The organism is Streptomyces sp. NPDC007991, assembly GCF_042958445.1.
GTDB lineage: Bacteria > Actinomycetota > Actinomycetes > Streptomycetales > Streptomycetaceae > Streptomyces.
Map to the genome: position 1 here is coordinate 419,655 of NZ_JBIBJD010000001.1, position 16,506 is coordinate 436,160.

At 69.4% G+C, this 16,506-nt stretch carries 11 protein-coding genes; 5 read left to right on the forward strand and 6 right to left on the reverse strand.

Annotated elements, in window-relative coordinates; all coding sequences use genetic code 11:
- The first annotated feature begins 145 nt into the window (after positions 1-145).
- Together ACFZDA_RS01755 and ACFZDA_RS01760 are read left to right on the forward strand one after the other, a co-directional pair.
- Positions 146-1,417: a nucleotide sugar dehydrogenase gene (locus tag ACFZDA_RS01755; protein ID WP_391073304.1), complete on the forward strand. Its 1,272-nt coding sequence runs from the start codon at positions 146-148 to the stop codon at positions 1,415-1,417.
- Positions 1,414-3,165: a glycosyltransferase gene (locus ACFZDA_RS01760; RefSeq protein WP_391073308.1), complete on the forward strand. Its 1,752-nt coding sequence runs from the start codon at positions 1,414-1,416 to the stop codon at positions 3,163-3,165. Before ACFZDA_RS01755 ends, ACFZDA_RS01760 begins: the two co-directional genes overlap by 4 nt.
- Before the next feature lie 69 nt (positions 3,166-3,234).
- On the opposite strand, the gene ACFZDA_RS01765 is transcribed toward ACFZDA_RS01760, so the two are convergent.
- The 6 genes from ACFZDA_RS01765 to ACFZDA_RS01790 form a co-directional block, all read right to left on the reverse strand.
- Positions 3,235-4,722, reverse strand: a complete 1,488-nt coding sequence (locus ACFZDA_RS01765) for a polysaccharide deacetylase family protein (RefSeq protein WP_391073311.1) — start codon at positions 4,720-4,722, stop codon at positions 3,235-3,237.
- Positions 4,719-6,170, reverse strand: a complete 1,452-nt coding sequence (locus ACFZDA_RS01770) for a cellulose binding domain-containing protein (protein WP_391073314.1) — start codon at positions 6,168-6,170, stop codon at positions 4,719-4,721. The genes ACFZDA_RS01765 and ACFZDA_RS01770 overlap by 4 nt, the downstream gene beginning before the upstream one ends.
- Positions 6,171-6,333: 163 nt before the next feature.
- Positions 6,334-8,463 carry a 3-hydroxyacyl-CoA dehydrogenase NAD-binding domain-containing protein gene (locus ACFZDA_RS01775; protein ID WP_391073316.1) on the reverse strand — a complete coding sequence of 710 codons (2,130 nt, stop codon included), beginning with the start codon at positions 8,461-8,463 and terminating at the stop codon, positions 6,334-6,336.
- Positions 8,460-9,677 carry an acetyl-CoA C-acyltransferase gene (locus ACFZDA_RS01780; RefSeq protein WP_391073319.1) on the reverse strand — a complete coding sequence of 406 codons (1,218 nt, stop codon included), beginning with the start codon at positions 9,675-9,677 and terminating at the stop codon, positions 8,460-8,462. The genes ACFZDA_RS01775 and ACFZDA_RS01780 overlap by 4 nt, the downstream gene beginning before the upstream one ends.
- Before the next feature lie 128 nt (positions 9,678-9,805).
- Positions 9,806-10,843 (reverse strand): substrate-binding domain-containing protein, encoded by a 1,038-nt coding sequence (locus tag ACFZDA_RS01785; protein WP_391073321.1) that lies wholly within the window; start codon positions 10,841-10,843, stop codon positions 9,806-9,808.
- Positions 10,840-13,215 carry a glycoside hydrolase family 2 protein gene (locus ACFZDA_RS01790; protein WP_391073324.1) on the reverse strand — a complete coding sequence of 792 codons (2,376 nt, stop codon included), beginning with the start codon at positions 13,213-13,215 and terminating at the stop codon, positions 10,840-10,842. The genes ACFZDA_RS01785 and ACFZDA_RS01790 overlap by 4 nt, the downstream gene beginning before the upstream one ends.
- 163 nt (positions 13,216-13,378) lie before the next feature.
- Between ACFZDA_RS01790 and ACFZDA_RS01795 the strand changes: the two genes are divergently transcribed.
- From ACFZDA_RS01795 to ACFZDA_RS01805, 3 genes are read left to right on the forward strand one after another with little or no spacing between them, the layout of a single operon-like run.
- Positions 13,379-14,692 carry an extracellular solute-binding protein gene (locus ACFZDA_RS01795; RefSeq protein ID WP_391073327.1) on the forward strand — a complete coding sequence of 438 codons (1,314 nt, stop codon included), beginning with the start codon at positions 13,379-13,381 and terminating at the stop codon, positions 14,690-14,692.
- On the forward strand, positions 14,692-15,642 hold the full coding sequence (locus tag ACFZDA_RS01800; protein ID WP_391073330.1) for an ABC transporter permease subunit: 951 nt from the start codon (positions 14,692-14,694) through the stop codon (positions 15,640-15,642). Before ACFZDA_RS01795 ends, ACFZDA_RS01800 begins: the two co-directional genes overlap by 1 nt.
- Positions 15,639-16,469 (forward strand): ABC transporter permease subunit, encoded by an 831-nt coding sequence (locus ACFZDA_RS01805; RefSeq protein WP_391073332.1) that lies wholly within the window; start codon positions 15,639-15,641, stop codon positions 16,467-16,469. The genes ACFZDA_RS01800 and ACFZDA_RS01805 overlap by 4 nt, the downstream gene beginning before the upstream one ends.
- Positions 16,470-16,506: the final 37 nt, after the last annotated feature.

Consider the following 16,506-nt stretch of genomic DNA (forward strand, 5'->3'; position numbering starts at 1 on the left):
ATGTGTGCGTGACGAGACGCACCTCGGGTGAACATGGTCAAAAAGTGAAGGTTTTGTTAGCCTCCTCGCACTGTTCGATTTGCTGGGGGGCCGGTTGCCGCTGCGTCTGGCCGGGGCCGTGGCAACGGGGTTGAGGAATGATGTCGTGAGCAGATCCTCCACGGTGGATCTTGTCGTTGTCGGACTCGGTTACGTGGGGCTGCCGCTGGCCAGGTCCGCGGCTGCCGCGGGCCTGAAGGTGGTCGGTCTCGACCGCAGCCGACGGGTGGTCGACGGGCTGAACGCGGGCCGTTCGCATGTGGACGACATCACCGACTCCGATGTGCGCGCCATGCTGGAGCGGGGCTTCGAGGCCACCGACGGGGCCGGGGTCATCGCGGATGCCGCCGCGGTCGTGGTGTGCGTGCCGACGCCGCTCACCGACCACGGAGCCCCGGACCTCGGCGCGGTGCACGCGGCCGTGGACGACATCGCCGCCCATCTGCGGGCCGGCACGCTCGTCGTGCTGGAGTCGACGACGTACCCGGGCACCACCGACGAGGTCGTCAGGCCCCGGCTGGAGGCCGGCGGGCTGCGCGTCGGTGCCGACTTCCACCTCGCCTTCTCCCCGGAGCGCATCGACCCGGGCAACCCTTCCTTCGGGCTGGAGAACACGCCCAAGGTCGTCGGCGGCATCACGGCCGACTGCACCAAGGCCGCCCGCGCCCTCTACGAGCGGTTCGTGAACCGGGTCGTCGAGGCCAAGGGCACCCGCGAGGCCGAGATGGCCAAGCTGCTGGAGAACACCTACCGGCACGTCAACATCGCGCTCGTCAACGAGATGTCGATGTTCTGCCGCGAGATCGGTGTCGACCTGTGGGACGCCATCCGGTGCGCGTCCACGAAGCCGTTCGGGTTCGCGCCCTTCTACCCCGGTCCCGGCGTGGGCGGGCACTGCATTCCGATCGACCCCAACTACCTGTCGTACAAGGTGCGTTCGCTGGGCATCCCGTTCCGGTTCGTGGAGCTGGCGCAGGAGATCAACCAGCGGATGCCCGTGCATGTCGTCAACCGTGCCGCCGATCTGCTCAACGACCAGGGCAAGCCCGTGCGCGGGTCCCGGGTGCTGCTGCTCGGCGTGACCTACAAGCCGGACATCTCCGACCAGCGGGAGAGCCCGGCGCTGGCCGTCGCGGAGAACCTCCTCGCGCGCGGTGCCGAACTCGCCTACTTCGACCCGCGGGTGGAGGACTGGCGTGTCGCCGGTGCGCCCGTCGAGCGTGCCGACGACTATCTCGCCGCCGCCGAGACGGCCGACCTCACCATCCTGCTCCAGCCGCACCGCGAGATCGACCTGGGCGTGCTCGCCGACCGGGCCCGGGCGCTCTTCGACACCCGGGGCAAGTCCTCCGACCACCCGCGGGTGGTCAAGCTGTGACCACCGAAGGCACCTACATACCCGGGGCCGTCGACTCCGGCGGCCGTCGCGCGCACCGCAAGCGGCGGCACCTGAAGGTCTCGTACTTCGTCTTCCTGGGCCTGGCCGCGCTCATCGCCACCCGGCTCGACGCCGGGTCGCTGCACCTGTACTCGATGGGTGCCATGGGCCTGCTGGCCCTGAAGATGTTCGGCGCCCTCTTCTACCGTCCGGCCAAGGCCGGGCGGGAGGAACTGGAGTACCTGGAGAACGCCTGGGTCACCGCGGTCATCCCGATCTACAACGAGGACCCGGTGATGTTCGAGCAGGGCATGCGCAGCCTCCTCGCGCAGAGCCGCCTGCCGAACGAGATCCACATCATCGACGACGCCAGCGCCGACGACTCCGGCATCCGGACGGCGAAGAGGATGCGCCGCGAGTTCGAGGCCAAGGGCGTCAAGTACACCGTCAGCGTCCAGCCCGAGAACAAGGGCAAACGCGAGGCGCTGGCGCTGGGCTTCGAGGCCGCGCCGTACTCGGACATCTTCCTGTGCGTCGACTCGGACACCGTGCTGTCCCGCGACACCGTGCGCGAACTGCTGCTGCCGCTGGCCGACGAGAGGATCATGGCCTCCACGGGCATGGTGCTGGCGCTCAACCACGACAGCAACATCTTCACCCGCCTCCAGGACCTGCGCTACGGCAACTCGTTCCTCTTCGAGCGGGCCGCCTACTCGCGGCTGAAGTCGGTCCTGTGCTGCTGCGGCGCCCTGTCGGCGTACCGCGGCACGCTGGTGCGCAAGTATCTGCCGGACTTCCTCAACCAGCAGTTCCTGGGCAAGCCGGCCGTCTTCGGTGACGACCGCCGGATGACCAACTACTGCCTGATGGAAGGCCAGGTGGTCTTCCAGGAGACCGCCGTCGGCTACACCGCCGTCCCGGAGAAGCTGCCGCACTTCCTGCGCCAGCAGGTGCGCTGGAACAAGTCCTTCTTCCGTGAGTCGCTCTGGGCCTTCCGGCACCAGAAGAAGTACCGCCCGGCCTTCTGGCTGACCTGTATGGAACTCGCTCTGTGGCTGGTCTTCGGCTCGGCGATGTTCTACTCGATGGTCATCCTGCCCGTCATGAAGCCCCAGCAGTTCCTCAACCACATCGGCGACTACCTCGTCTTCATGGTCCTGATGGGCTACCTGCGCAATGTGCGCTACCTCGACTTCCCGCGCCGCGGCATGGGCTTCGTCAAGCGCTTCGGCATGTTCCTGCTCGCGCCGATCTACGGCGTCATCCAGCTGACCCTGCTCACCCCGCTGCGCTTCTACGCCCTGTTCACCCTGCACAAGGGCAGCTGGGGCACCCGCCAGGGCGGTGTCGAGGTGTCCGTGGCCGGCGACCACGAGTCCGATGTGACGGAGATCTTCGAGGAAGAGGACCCGTACTCCGACAAGAAGGTCACCGAGACGCTCCAGCTGATGCGACTGGAGGGCGTGGCGCTGCGCACCCGGCCCCGCCCGTCCGGCGGCATCCCGGCCCAGCCGCAGCCGATCCCCGGCTACGACGAGGAGCAGCACGCGGCCGCCCCGCAGCAGCGCGTGAGCTGGGGGACGCCGCAACCGGCCGGCCTGCAGCAGTGGCAGGGCGGGCACGACGGCTACCCCGACCCGTACCAGCAGCAGTACCCGGGCCAGGGCCATGACCCGCAGCAGGGCGCGTACCCGTACCAGGACCCCTCCTGGCAGCAGGGGCAGGGACACGGCCAGGGCGGCTGGTAGGCCGCCTCCGGCGAACAGACAGCAGGGAGGGGCGGCCGGGGGCCGCCCCTCCCTGCTGTGTTCCGGGCCTCAGGTGTACGAGGCCATCGCCTCCTCGACCGTCAGCACCGGGATGTCCCGCTCGTCGATCGCCTTCAGCAGCGTCTCCAGGCCCGCCTTGCCGATCTCGGTGCTCGTCGCCGGGGCGCCCTCGGTGACCTTGTGCAGACAGAGGATCAGCCACTCACCGCTGTTCACGCACCGGTCGAGCCGGCCGCCCGCCTCCGTCAGCCTCGACAGTGCCGTACCGCCGATGCCCGTGCCGTCATTGATGCCGGTCAGCGCCTTGAGGCGGTACGGCATCGCCGGCGCGAACGACTCGATCGTCTCGGAGATGATCGACCGGGCCGTGGTGAAGTGCCGGCTCGCGATCTGGTCGACGGGGACACCGTCGGTCGTCTTCTGGAACGCGCCGTGCGGATAGGCGAAGTGCTCGCTGGTGAAACCGTTGGACACCAGCCACTCGCGCAGCTTCCGGAAGTCGGCGTCGGCCTCCTCGGCGGTGAGCTTCGGGTAGCTCGCCGTGTGGACGGCGTTCGCGTACGAGTGGCCCGCCATCTCCCAGCCGGAGAAGTCCTGCATCGAACGCATCTGGTTGAGTGTCAGGAAACTGCCGGTGCCGATGGCGTCGGCGATGTTGTAGACGGTGCCGGGTAAGCCGTAGCGGTCCATGACCGGCCGGGCCAGGTCGTGGATCGACTTGTGGGAGTCGTCGAAGGTGAGGGAGACGACGCCCTTGGGGAAGACCGAGACCGTGTCCGGTATCAGCTCCACGGCCTGGAGCCGGTACGTCACCGCACCGCCCGCGTTGTCGTACACGGCGAACGACATGTCGGTGAAGCCGGTCTTCGTGGACGGCTTGCCGCCGGCGCCGATGGAGTACGTGCCGGCCGCCGCGTTGACGTCGGCCCACTGGAGGTGGACCGTCACCCATTCCCCGGACTGCACGTAGTTGGCCGACGTCTTGGAGTGGGCGTGGAACGTCCAGGCGAAGTGGTTCGCGAAGGAGCCGCTGCCCAGGTAGAAGACGAGCTTGGCCAGGTTCGTCACGTCGTCGACGCGGAAGACGAGCCGGATCATCTTGCCGGTCAGGCTCACCGCGGGCATGCCGGTCTTGCGGACGTAGGACTGCTTGCCGCTGCCGTTCGTGGTGACCCGGACCGACTGAGTGCCGCGCACGAAGACGGACGTGTCGTTCGCCTCGGCCGACGCGGTGCCCGCGCCGCCGGGCGTCCAGCCGTGGGAGGCCTGGAACTGCTGGGACCAGCTCGCCCTGCGGTACTTGGGACGGCGGCCGGAGGGGGCGTAGAGGGGAGGCGTGGCGAGGCCCCCGATGGCTCCCTCGGCGGCCGGGGCGGCGGCGGGCTGCGCCACCACCTTGCCCAGCCATGCGCCGCCGCCGGCCATCGCGACACCTCCCGTGCCGCCCATGAACAGTGCGGAACGCCGGCTCACCACCGGCTTGTTCTCCGCAGCCTGGGCAGCGTGCGTGTGGGCGTTGGACCGCCTTTTGCTCACCGGGACTCCCGAACCATGTCGAAGTAGTTCATTCCCTCGTCGGTGAAGCCGTCGACAGCGGACTGCACTTGCTTCGCCGACAGGGTTTTGTTCGCGTTGTAGTAGAGCCAGTCCACCTTCATGTCCCAGGCGCGGTCGCCCTTGAAGGGCAGATCGATGAACCAGTGGTTGAAGTTCACGGACATGTCCGCGCGCGGGGCGTACTTCCCGTCGCTGAGGAAGAGCTTCCTGCCGTCGAGCCAGTAGGCGACGACGCCGTCCTTCACCCTGATCAGCACGGTGTGCCAGGCGGCGAGGCTCTTGTTCGTGGTGGTGTAGACACGGTCGTTCGTCTTGTGGTCGTACCAGGTCACGGTGTCGAGCTTGGGACCCGGCCGGCCCCAGCCGCCGTTCGGCATGTACTCGTTGTCCAGCTCGCTGTACGTCGAGCCGGTGCCGCCGATGGTGTAGAAGGTCTGGTTGACGTGGTCGCCGGTGTCCCCGGTGGCCGGCTCGTCGCTGAAGTGGATCCGGGCCGCGTAGGTGCCGTCGCGGAACTTGCTCGCGGCCGTGCCGAGGCTCGCCTGCTTCGTCCCGGCCTTCGTGCCGTCCGTGACGGCACGCAGATTGAGCACCTGGCCGTCAGCGTGGGCGCCCTCGGCGGTGGGGAAGGTGACGCCGTCCGCCGACCAGGTGTTCTCGATGCCGGGGCCGCCCTTGCTGGTGCGGACCAGCCAGCCGTGCTTGAACAGGGCCGGGTCCTTGGCGCCCTGGTAGGCGAAGTCGTCGAACAGCACTCCGGCCGGGGGAGCCGGCAGCGGGTCGGGCGCGGCGTTCTTCGCCGAGGCCTTCTTCTCGTCGCTCGCCTTCGTGCCGTCCGGCTCCTCACCCCAGGCGAGGACGCCCCGCTTGTACGCGGTGACCTTCTCCGCCTCCTTGTAGGACGTCATCCGTGCGTCGAAGGAGCGGTCGTCGGACTGCTTCAGCTTCTTGTGGTCGGTGCGGAAGAGCTGGAGGTCGATGCCCTTGCTGTTGGCGCCGGGCTTGAGGCTGCCCGCGCCGGCCGTGAACCTGACCTCCAGGTAGTGGTCGGCGCTGTCGGTGGCCTTGTCCATCGCGACGACCCGGCCGGCGACGTTCGAGCAGCCGAAGGCGGCGTTGACGCAGTTGAAGGCGTACGACGAGGGTCCCGGGGCGCCGTCGGCCGTGAAGTAGTACCGGAGCGTCACATCGCTCAGCGGCAGTGCCTTCCCGGTGTCGTTGAAGACCTCGAACGACGGTCTGGCCGCCGCGGCCGTGGCCGGAGTGTCGGTCCGGTAGCGGACCTTGAGCTCGGGCGGGTCCGGATGCGCCGCCTTCCACACGGGATACAGCGCCGTGCCGCCGGCGGCGACCACCGCCACGAGGAGCAGGAGCCTGATCTTGGGCCAGACCCGGCGTCCGGGCGGGCGGCGGCGGGAGGACGCCACGAACGACTCCTTCGAGGGCGCCCGGTGGTCTCCGGTGGAGACCGTCAGGGCACGGTAAACAATGGTCGGATTATGTGAGGATCCTATCTGGGGCGGCATACGGAAGGGGGGTGGGGCATCCGGATCGTTACCGGGCGCCCCACCCCCCTTGAGGGGTCACGCGTTACGCGGGGACGCTCGCCACGCCCTGCGCCAGGAACCTCTTGCCGTTGACCCGCTCGGAGACGCCCTCGCGGTCCAGGTACGGCGTGATGCCGCCCAGGTGGAACGGCCAGCCGGCGCCCGTGATCAGGCACAGGTCGATGTCCTGCGCCTCGGCGACGACGCCCTCGTCGAGCATGAGCCCGATCTCCTGCGCCACCGCGTCGAGCACGCGCTCGCGCACCTGCTCCTCCGTCAGGACGGTGTCGCCCTGCTTCAGCAGCGCGGCGACCTCCGGGTCCAGCTCGGGCTTGCCGCTGTCGTAGACGTAGAAGCCGCGCTTGCCCGCCCCGACGACCGCCTTGAGGTTCGGGGAGACCGTGAAGCGGTCCGGGAACGCCCGGTTGAGCGTCTCGGAGACGTGCAGACCGATCGCCGGGCCGACCAGCTCCAGCAGGACCAGCGGCGACATCGGCAGGCCCAGCGGCTCGACCGCCTTCTCGGCGACCTCGACGGGGGTGCCCTCGTCGATGACGTTCTGGATCTCGCCCATGAAGCGGGTCAGGATGCGGTTCACGACGAACGCCGGGGCGTCCTTCACCAGCACCGCGGTCTTCTTCAGCTTCTTGGCGACGCCGAACGCCGTGGCCAGGGAGGCCTCGTCGGTCTGCTCGCCGCGGACGATCTCCAGCAGCGGCAGCACGGCGACCGGGTTGAAGAAGTGGAAGCCGACGACCCGCTCGGGGTGCTTCAGCTTCGACGCCATCTCCGACACCGACAGCGAGGAGGTGTTGGTGGCCAGGATCGCGTGCGCCGGGGCGACCGCCTCGACCTCCGCGAACACCTTCTGCTTGACGCCCATCTCCTCGAACACGGCCTCGATGACGAAGTCCGCGTCCGCGAAGCCCTCGGCCTTGTCCAGGACACCGGTCACCAGCGCCTTGAGGCGGTTGGCCTTGTCCTGGTTGATCCGGCCCTTGCCGAGCAGCTTGTCGATCTCGGCGTGGACGTAGCCCACACCCTTGTCGACGCGCTCCTGGTCGATGTCGGTCAGTACGACCGGCACCTCCAGGCGGCGCAGGAACAGCAGCGCGAGCTGGCTGGCCATCAGGCCGGCGCCGACCACACCGACCTTGGTGATCGGACGGGCCAGGTTCTTGTCCGGGGCACCGGCCGGGCGCTTGCCGCGCTTCTGCACCAGGTTGAAGGCGTAGATGCCGGCGCGCAGTTCGCCGCCCATGATCAGGTCGGCGAGCGCCTTGTCCTCGGCGTCGTAGCCCTGCTGGAGGTCGCCGTTCTTGGCGGCGGCGATGATGTCCAGGGCCCGGTAGGCGGCCGGGGCCGCGCCGTGCACCTTGGAGTCCGCGATGAAACGGCCCTTGGCGACGGCCTGGTCCCAGCCCTCGCCGCGGTCGATCACCGGGCGCTCGACCTCGATCTCGCCCTTGAGGACGGACGCGGTCCAGATCAGCGACTGCTCCAGGAAGTCCGCGCCCTCGAAGAGCGCGTCGGCGATCCCGAGCTCGTAGACCTGCTTGCCCTTGAGCTGCTTGTTCTGGTTGAGGCTGTTCTCGATGATCACCGAGACGGCCTTGTCGGCGCCGATCAGGTTCGGCAGCAGCGTGCAGCCGCCCCAGCCCGGGACCAGGCCGAGGAACACCTCGGGGAGCGAGAACGCCGGGAGGGCCGCGGAGACGGTCCGGTAGGTGCAGTGCAGACCGACCTCGACACCGCCGCCCATCGCGGCGCCGTTGTAGTACGCGAAGGTCGGCACGGCCAGCTTGGACAGCCGCTTGAAGACCTCGTGGCCGCCCTTGCCGATGGCGAGCGCGTGCTCGTACTCCTTGAGGATCTCCACGCCCTTGAGGTCGGCGCCGACCGCGAAGATGAACGGCTTGCCGGTGATGCCGACGCCGGCGATCTCGCCGTCCGCGGCCTCCTTCTCGACCTGGTCGATCGCGGTGTTCAGGTTCGCCAGCGAGGCCGGGCCGAACGTGGTCGGCTTGGTGTGGTCCAGGCCGTTGTCCAGGGTGATCAGGGCGAAGCGCCCGGCACCGGCGGGGAGGTCGAAGTGGCGTACGTGCGCCTGCGTGACGACCTCGTCCGGGAACAGGTCGGAGGCCTGCTTCAAAAGCTCGGCGGTGGTGCTCACTTGTCCCCCTCGAAGTGCGGGTTCTCCCAGATGACCGTCGCGCCCATGCCGAAGCCGACGCACATGGTCGTCAGGCCGTAGCGGACGTGCGGCTGCTCCTCGAACTGGCGGGCCAGCTGCGTCATCAGACGGACGCCGGAGGAGGCCAGCGGGTGGCCGAAGGCGATCGCGCCGCCGTACTGGTTGACGCGCTCGTCGTCGTCGGCGATGCCGTAGTGGTCGAGGAAGGCCAGGACCTGGACGGCGAAGGCCTCGTTGATCTCGAACAGGCCGATGTCGGAGATGGACAGGCCCGCCTGGGCCAGCGCCTTCTCCGTCGCCGGGATCGGGCCGTAGCCCATGACCTCCGGCTCGACGCCCGCGAAGGAGTAGGCGACCAGGCGCATCTTCACGGGGAGGTCGTTCTCCCGCGCGAACTCCTCGGAGGCGATGACCGAGGCGGTGGCGCCGTCGTTCAGACCGGCCGCGTTGCCGGCGGTGACCCTGCCGTGCACACGGAACGGGGTCTTGAGGCCCTGGAGGTTCTCCAGGGTGGTGCCCGGGCGCATCGGCTCGTCGGCGGTGACCAGGCCCCAGCCCGTCTCGCCGGCCTCGGGGGAGGTGCGGCGCACCGAGACCGGCACCAGGTCGGCCTGGATCTTGCCGTTGGCGTACGCCTTGGCGGCCTTCTCCTGGGAGCGCACGGCGTACTCGTCGGCGCGCAGCTTGGTGATCTGCGGGTAGCGGTCGTGCAGGTTCTCCGCGGTCATACCCATGAACAGGGCCGACTCGTCGACCAGCTTCTCGCTGACGAACCGCGGGTTCGGGTCGACGCCCTCACCCATGGGGTGGCGGCCCATGTGCTCGACACCGCCGGCGATGGCGACGTCGTAGGCACCGAAGGCGACGGAACCGGCGACCGTGGTCACGGCCGTCAGGGCGCCCGCGCACATGCGGTCGATGGAGTAGCCCGGGACGGACTGCGGCAGGCCGGCGAGGATCCCGGCCGTGCGGCCGATGGTGAGGCCCTGGTCGCCGATCTGGGTGGTCGCGGCGATGGCGACCTCGTCGATCTTCTTCGGGTCGAGGCCGGGGTTGCGGCGCAGCAGCTCCCGGATCGCCTTCACGACGAGGTCGTCGGCACGGGTCTCGTGGTAGATGCCCTTCGGGCCCGCCTTGCCGAACGGGGTGCGGACGCCGTCTACGAAGACGACGTCCCTGACGGTACGAGGCACGATGGCTCTCCTCCAGGGTCCAGGACGCTGAGCGCTTGCTCATCCCATGCTACTTATGAGTAACGTAGCTGCCCAGTCCTGACATGGCGAGCGGTGAACGTCACACAAAAAACACTCCCCTACGGCGCTCACCGAGGCGGCGCAGTGGACCCCCGAGGCGTCAGAACAGGCGTAGGCACAGGATGCGACCCTGCCGCCCCACCCCCCGTGATCACCGAGAACAACGTCCGAGCCACCTCCGCCCCGAACCCATGCACGTCATGACTCATCGCGGACAGCCTCGGATGCGTCAGCCGGCACAGCTGCGAGTCGTCCCAGGCCAGCAGCGACACCTCCTCCGGCACCCGCACCCCCATCTCCGCCGCCACCGACAACCCCGCCACCGCCATGACGTCGTTGTCGTACACGATCGCCGTCGGCCGGTCCGCCGGCGCGGCCGTCAGCAAGGACCGCGTGGCCCGCGCCCCCGCGTCCCCGGAGAAGTCCGTCGCCACCTGCCACGCCCCGGCCAGCGCCAGCGCCCCCGCCGCCTCGTCGAACGCCGCCGTCCGGATGGCCGTGTGCCCGAGGGCCGCCGCCCCGCCCACCCGGGCGATCCGCCGGTGTCCCAGCGCGGCCAGATACCGCACCGCCTCCGTCACGGCCGTCGCGTCGTCCGTCCACACCGAGGTGAGCCCCCCGGTCAGCGACGGGTGCCCCACCGCGACCACCGGCAGCCCGAGCCGCTCCACCAGGCCCACCCGGGGATCGTCGGCCCGGAAGTCGACGAGGATGGACCCGCCGATCTGCCGCCCCCGCCACCACGCCTCCTGGACCCCGATCTCCTCGTCCAGATTCCGCACGAGTCTCAGCAGCAGGGAGCAGGAGTGCTCGGCCAGGACGCTCTCCACGCCCGAGACGAACTCCATGTACCAGGGTTCGAGCCCCAGCATCCGGGCCGGCCGGCACACCGCGAGCCCCACCACGTCCACGCGCGAACCGGCCAGTGTCCGCGCCGTGAGGTTCGGCGCCCAGCCCAGCTCCCGCGCCGCCCGGAAGATCCGGTCCCGGGTCGCCTCCGACAGCCCGGGCTTGTGGTTGAACGCGAGCGACACGGCACCCTTGGACACGCCGGCGCGCGCGGCGACGTCCTTGATGGTGACGCGGGGGGCCGGCGTCGCCGTCATCGGGTCGGCTCCACGCAGTACAGGGCCGAACGCGCACGCTCCGCGTCCGGGGTCTTCCAGCCGCGCACCCCGATGGTCACCTCTTCGCCGGGCAGCAGCGTGACCAGCCCCCGGTCGGCCCGCGCCCCCGGATCCAGCCGGTCGGCCTGGAGCAGCAGGTCCCGGACCAGGGTGCGGGCGGTGACGGTGATGCCGCCGGGGGCGAGCGCGACCTCGAACTCCGGCCTGGGATAGGGGACCTCACGGTCCGGCACGGGGAAGTGCACCGCCCGCAGCCCGTCCGCGTCTGCGTCCGCGACCAGGAACTCCGCGGGGCCGGCCGGCGTCAGCTCGCGCGGGACATCGACATGGGCCACCGCCCGCCCCGCGACCGTCACCGCCACGGCCTCCTGCCCCAGCACCTCGCCGTCGACGGACATCCGCCGCAGGGTCAGCGTCGGCGTCCACTCCCCGGCCGCCTGGTTGACGGCCGCCAGCACCAGGCCGCCGTCCCGCGCCCGGAGCGTCAGCAACCGGTCCGCGTACAGCCGCCGCAGCTCGTGGTACAGCGGCTTCTCCCGCCCGTCCCCGTCGATCGCCGCCCAGGACGTCACCGGCCAGCAGTCGTTGAGCTGCCAGAGCACCGTGCCCGCGCACACCGGCCAGTGCGAGCGCCAGTGCTCGATCCCGGCCGCGACCGCACGGGCCTGGTTGACCTGCGTCAGGTAGTGCCAGCGGTCGAAGTCCCCCTTCGGCACGGCGAAGTGCCGGGCCAGGCCCCGCTCCAGTTTCCCGTTGCCGTCGTCGGCCTTCTGGTGGTGCAGCATGCCGGGGGAGTCCGACGCGAGTTCCTCCCCGGGCAGCGCCCGCCGCAGCGTGGCGTACGCGGGCGGCGCCTGCCAGCCGAACTCGGCGACGAACCGGGGCACGCTCAGCCGGTAGTCGGCGTAGTCCTCACGGTTCCACACCTCCCAGGAGTGGTGCGTGCCGTGCGCCGGATCGTTCGGATGCCGGTCCCAGGATCCGGACCAGGGACTCCCCGCCGTGTACGGCCGCGTCGGATCCAGCTCGGCCACCACCCGCGGCAGTACGCCCAGGTAGTACCCCTCGCCCCAGGAGTCCCCGGCCAGCCGCGGCTCCCAGCCCCAGTCCCGGAAGGCCCACAGGTTCTCGTTGTTGCCGTTCCACAGCACCAGCGACGGATGCGGCATCAGCCGTACGACGTTCTCCCGGGCCTCGGCCTCCACCTCGCCGCGCAGCGGCTGTTCCTCCGGGTAGGCCGCGCACGCGAACGGGAAGTCCTGCCACACCAGCAGCCCGAGGTCGTCACAGGCGTCGTAGAAGTCCTCGCTCTCGTAGATCCCGCCGCCCCAGACCCGCACCAGGTCCACGCCCGCCCCGGCCGCCTGCTCCAGCCGCTCCCGATAGCGCTCGCGGGTGATGCGGGAGGGGAAGACGTCGTCGGGGATCCAGTTGACACCCCGGGCGAAGAGCCGCTCGCCGTTGACGACGAGGGTGAAGCCGGTGCCGTGCGCGTCGGGCCGCCGGTCCAGCTCGACGGTCCTGAAGCCGATCCGCCGCCGCCACACGTCCAGCGCGTCGTCGCCGTGCAGCAGCCGCAACTCGACGTCGTAGAGCGGTTGTTCGCCGTAGCCTCGCGGCCACCACAGCCGGACGTCCGGCACGCGCAGCCGTACCACCCCGCCCGCCCCGTCGATCTCCGCCCGGGCCCGTACCCCGCCCACCTCTGCCTCCAGGGTGAGCGGCACCTCGACCCGGGTCCGCTCGACGTCGACGGCCAGCTCGACGATGCCCGCACCCTCGTCGACGGTGACCAGCGGACGCACCCGGGCGATCCGTCCCGTCGACCAGTGCTCCAGGCGCACCGGCCGCCAGATCCCGGCCGTCACCAGGGTCGGCCCCCAGTCCCAGCCGAAGGAGCAGGCCATCTTGCGCAGGTACTGGTAGGGCTCGGCGTAGGCGGCGGGCCGCTCGCCCAGCCGTCCCCGCACGGCCTCGGCCTCCGCGTAGGCGGAGACGAACCGCACGGACAGCCGCCCGGACAGCCCCGTCACATCGAACCGGTACGAGCGGTGCATGTTCCGTACCTTGCCCAGCAGCCGCCCGTCCAGGGAGATCTCGGCGACGGTGTCGAGCCCGTCGAAGACCAGGTCGGTCTGCTCCTGCGCGGACGCGGCCGTGAGTTCGCGCTCGTACGTCCAGTCCCGGCGCCCCACCCACGCCACCTCGGACTCGCCCCGGCCCAGGAACGGGTCCGGGATCACCCCGGCCGCCATCAGGTCGGTGTGCACGCAGCCCGGCACGGACGCCGGGAGCGCGTCCGCATCGTGCCGCAGGATCCATCCGTCGCCGAGCGGTGTGGCCTGAAGCATGCGCACTCCCTTAACCGGTCCAGTGAAGAGTCGTGTACAGGTTTCGCAGCGTTGGCGGGAATGGGACTTTACCGGTTGAGAAAGCGCTGTCAGAGTGCCGAACCAGCCATACCGCACGTGCTCTTCCGTCCCGAGTTCCTCTCCGCGAACGGAGCTGATGCACATGAACCGCCGTACCGTCCTCGCCCTCGCCGTGGGCGCAGCCCTGCTGGCATCGGGCTGTACCGGCACCGGAGGCACCTCCCAGGGCGCGGATGCCGACGCGCCCGACGATCCCGCCAAGGTCGAAGGGACCATCACCGTCCTCACCCACCGGACCGACCTCGTGCAGGACGGGACGATGAAGAAGTACGCCGCCGCGTTCAACAAGACCTATCCCAGGGTGAAGGTCGAGTTCGACGGCCTCACCGACTACGAGGGCGAAGTCAAGATCCGTATGAACACGGAGAACTACGGCGACGTCCTGATGATCCCGGCCGTGATCGAGAAGAAGGACTACCCGAAGTTCTTCGCCTCGCTGGGCACCCAGGCCGAGCGGAGCAAGAAGTACCGCTTCACCGACTACTCCACCGTCCAGGGCAAGGTGTACGGGCAGAGCCCGATCGGCGTGGTCCCGGGCTTCGTCTACAACAAGAAGGTCTTCAGCGCCGCCGGCATCACCGACTGGCCCACGACCCCGGCCGAGTTCCTCGCCGACCTCAAGGCCGTCAAGGCCAAGACCGACGCGGTCCCGTACTACACCAACTTCAAGGACATGTGGCCGCTGACCCAGTGGACGAACGTCAACGGCTCGGTCGGCTGCGACACCCAGGCCACCACCCGGCTCGCCGAGCAGAACCCCTGGGCACAAGGCGCCGACCTCCGGGTCGGTGACACGCTGCTGCACGACATCGTGAAGTCGGGCCTCATCGAGAAGGACCCGACGACCACCAACTGGGAGGCCTCCAAGCCCCGCCTGGCGAAGGGCCGGATCGCCACGATGTGGCTCGGCTCCTGGGCGATCGTGCAGATGCAGGACGCGGCGAAGCAGGCGGGCACCGACCCGGCCGACATCGGCTTCATGCCGTTCCCCGCCCAGAAGAACGGCACGTTCTGCGCGGTGACGTCCCCCGACTACCAGCAGGCCGTCAACGTCCACTCCGAGCACAAGGCCGCCGCCCGCGCCTGGATCGACTGGTTCACCGACAAGTCCGGCTACGCGGACGCCAACCTCGCCCTCTCGCCCCGCAAGGACGCCCCGCTGCCCGAGGTCCTCAAGCCGTACCAGGAGGCGGGTGTGAAGCTTCTCGACATCGACGACACCCTGGGCGCCGAGGTCAAGTCCATCGACAACCAGTCGGAGGTCGGCATCTACAAGCCCGACTACCGCCAGGAACTCGTCGACCTCGCCCGCGGCGCCCGCAAGGGCAGCCTGGACGACTTCCTGACCGGGCTGGGCGAGAAGTGGACCGAGGCGCAGCAGAACCTGGGGTCCTGATGACCGACACCACCCGGAAGGCGGCGCGGCCGGTGGGTCCGGCCGCGCCCGCCGGGCCGCCACCGCCGTCCGCCGCGCGCCGGCCGCGTCGGTGGCGGGGCGTGACCCCCTGGCTGTTCCTGATCGCCCCGCTCGCCCTGCTGATCGCCTTCACCTACGCGCCGATCGTCAACATGGTCGCGTACAGCTTCACCGACTGGGACGGAGTCAGTCCCGAGCTGCGCTACACGGGCGCCGAGAACTACACCGAACTCTTCACCCGGCCCGAGCTGTTCGAGGTGTTCTTCGTCAGCGGCTACTACCTCGCCGCGTCCGCGGTGCAGATCGGCGCCGCCCTCTACTTCGCCACGATCCTGAGCTTCAACGTCCGCTTCCGCGGCTTCTTCAAGGGCGTGCTCTTCTTCCCGTACCTGATCAACGGCGTCGCCATCGGCTTCGTCTTCCTGTACTTCTTCCAGGACGGCGGCACCCTCGACGCGATCCTGGGCCTCTTCGGCTACGACGGCGACCGCGCCTGGCTCGGCACACCCACGTCGGCCAACGTCTCCCTCGCCGGCGTCTCCGTCTGGCGCTACCTGGGCCTGAACTTCGTCCTCTTCCTCGGTGCGATCCAGTCCATCCCGGGGGAGCTGTACGAGGCGGCCGAACTGGACGGGGCCAACCGCTGGCAGCAGTTCCGCCACATCATCGCGCCCGGCATCCGGCCCGTGCTGAGCCTGTCGGTGATCCTGTCCGTCTCCGGGTCGCTGTCGGTCTTCGAGATCCCGTACATCATGACCGGCGGCGCGACCGGCACCGAGACCTTCGTGATCCAGACCGTGAAGCTGGCCTTCCAGTTCAACAAGACGGGCCTCGCCTCGGCGGCGGCCGTCGTACTGCTGCTGATCATCCTGGCGGTGACCTGGGTGCAGCGGCGCCTCGTCCCGGACGACAAGGTGGACCTCGTATGACGCGACGTGCCGTGGCCCGTGCCCTCGTGTACCTTTCCCTGGTCCTCGCGACGCTGGTCGTGCTCCTGCCGTTGACCGTGGTCTTCCTGACGTCGCTGAAGACCTCCGGGGAGATGGCCGACGACAGCGGCGCCCTCACGCTGCCCGACGACCCGCTCAACTTCGGCAACTACGTGACGGCGTTCCAGGACGGCCGGATGCTCTCGGCGTTCGCCAACACGGCGGTGATCCTGGTCGTCGCCATCGGGGGCACGGTCCTCATCGGCTCGATGACGGCGTACGCCATCGACCGCTTCCGGTTCCGCTTCCGCAAGCTCGTCCCGGCCCTGTTCCTGGTGGCCGCGCTGGTCCCCGGGGTGACCACCCAGGTGGCCACCTTCCAGATCGTGAACAGCTTCGGGATGTTCGACAGCCTCTGGGCGCCGATCGCGCTCTACATGGGCACGGACATCGTGTCGATCTACATCTTCCTGCAGTTCGTCCGGGCCATCCCCGTCTCACTGGACGAGTCGGCCCGCATCGACGGCGCCAACGCCTTCACGATCTACCGGAAGATCATCTTCCCACTGCTCAAGCCCGCGATCGCGACGGTCGTCATCGTGAAGGGGATCAACGTCTACAACGACTTCTACATCCCCTTCCTCTACATGCCCTCCGAGGATCTTGGCGTGATCTCGACGTCCCTGTTCCGCTTCAAGGGCCCCTTCGGAGCCCACTGGGAGACCATCTCAGCAGGCGCGATCCTCGTCATCGCCCCCACCCTGATCGTCTTCCTGCTCCTGCAGCGGTTCATCTACAACGGTTTCACGCAGGGCGCCACGAAGTAGGAGGCAGGGCGCGCAGCCGCCGCACGACGAAAAGCTC

Excerpts from the sequence above, each read along its gene's own strand:
- ACFZDA_RS01790 (WP_391073324.1), bottom strand. The coding sequence starts at position 13,215 with ATGCTTCAGGCCACACCGCTCGGCGACGGATGGATCCTGCGGCACGAT.
- ACFZDA_RS01805 (WP_391073332.1), top strand. The coding sequence starts at position 15,639 with ATGACGCGACGTGCCGTGGCCCGTGCCCTCGTGTACCTTTCCCTGGTC.
- ACFZDA_RS01795 (WP_391073327.1), top strand. The coding sequence starts at position 13,379 with ATGAACCGCCGTACCGTCCTCGCCCTCGCCGTGGGCGCAGCCCTGCTG.
- ACFZDA_RS01785 (WP_391073321.1), bottom strand. The coding sequence starts at position 10,843 with ATGACGGCGACGCCGGCCCCCCGCGTCACCATCAAGGACGTCGCCGCG.
- ACFZDA_RS01800 (WP_391073330.1), top strand. The coding sequence starts at position 14,692 with ATGACCGACACCACCCGGAAGGCGGCGCGGCCGGTGGGTCCGGCCGCG.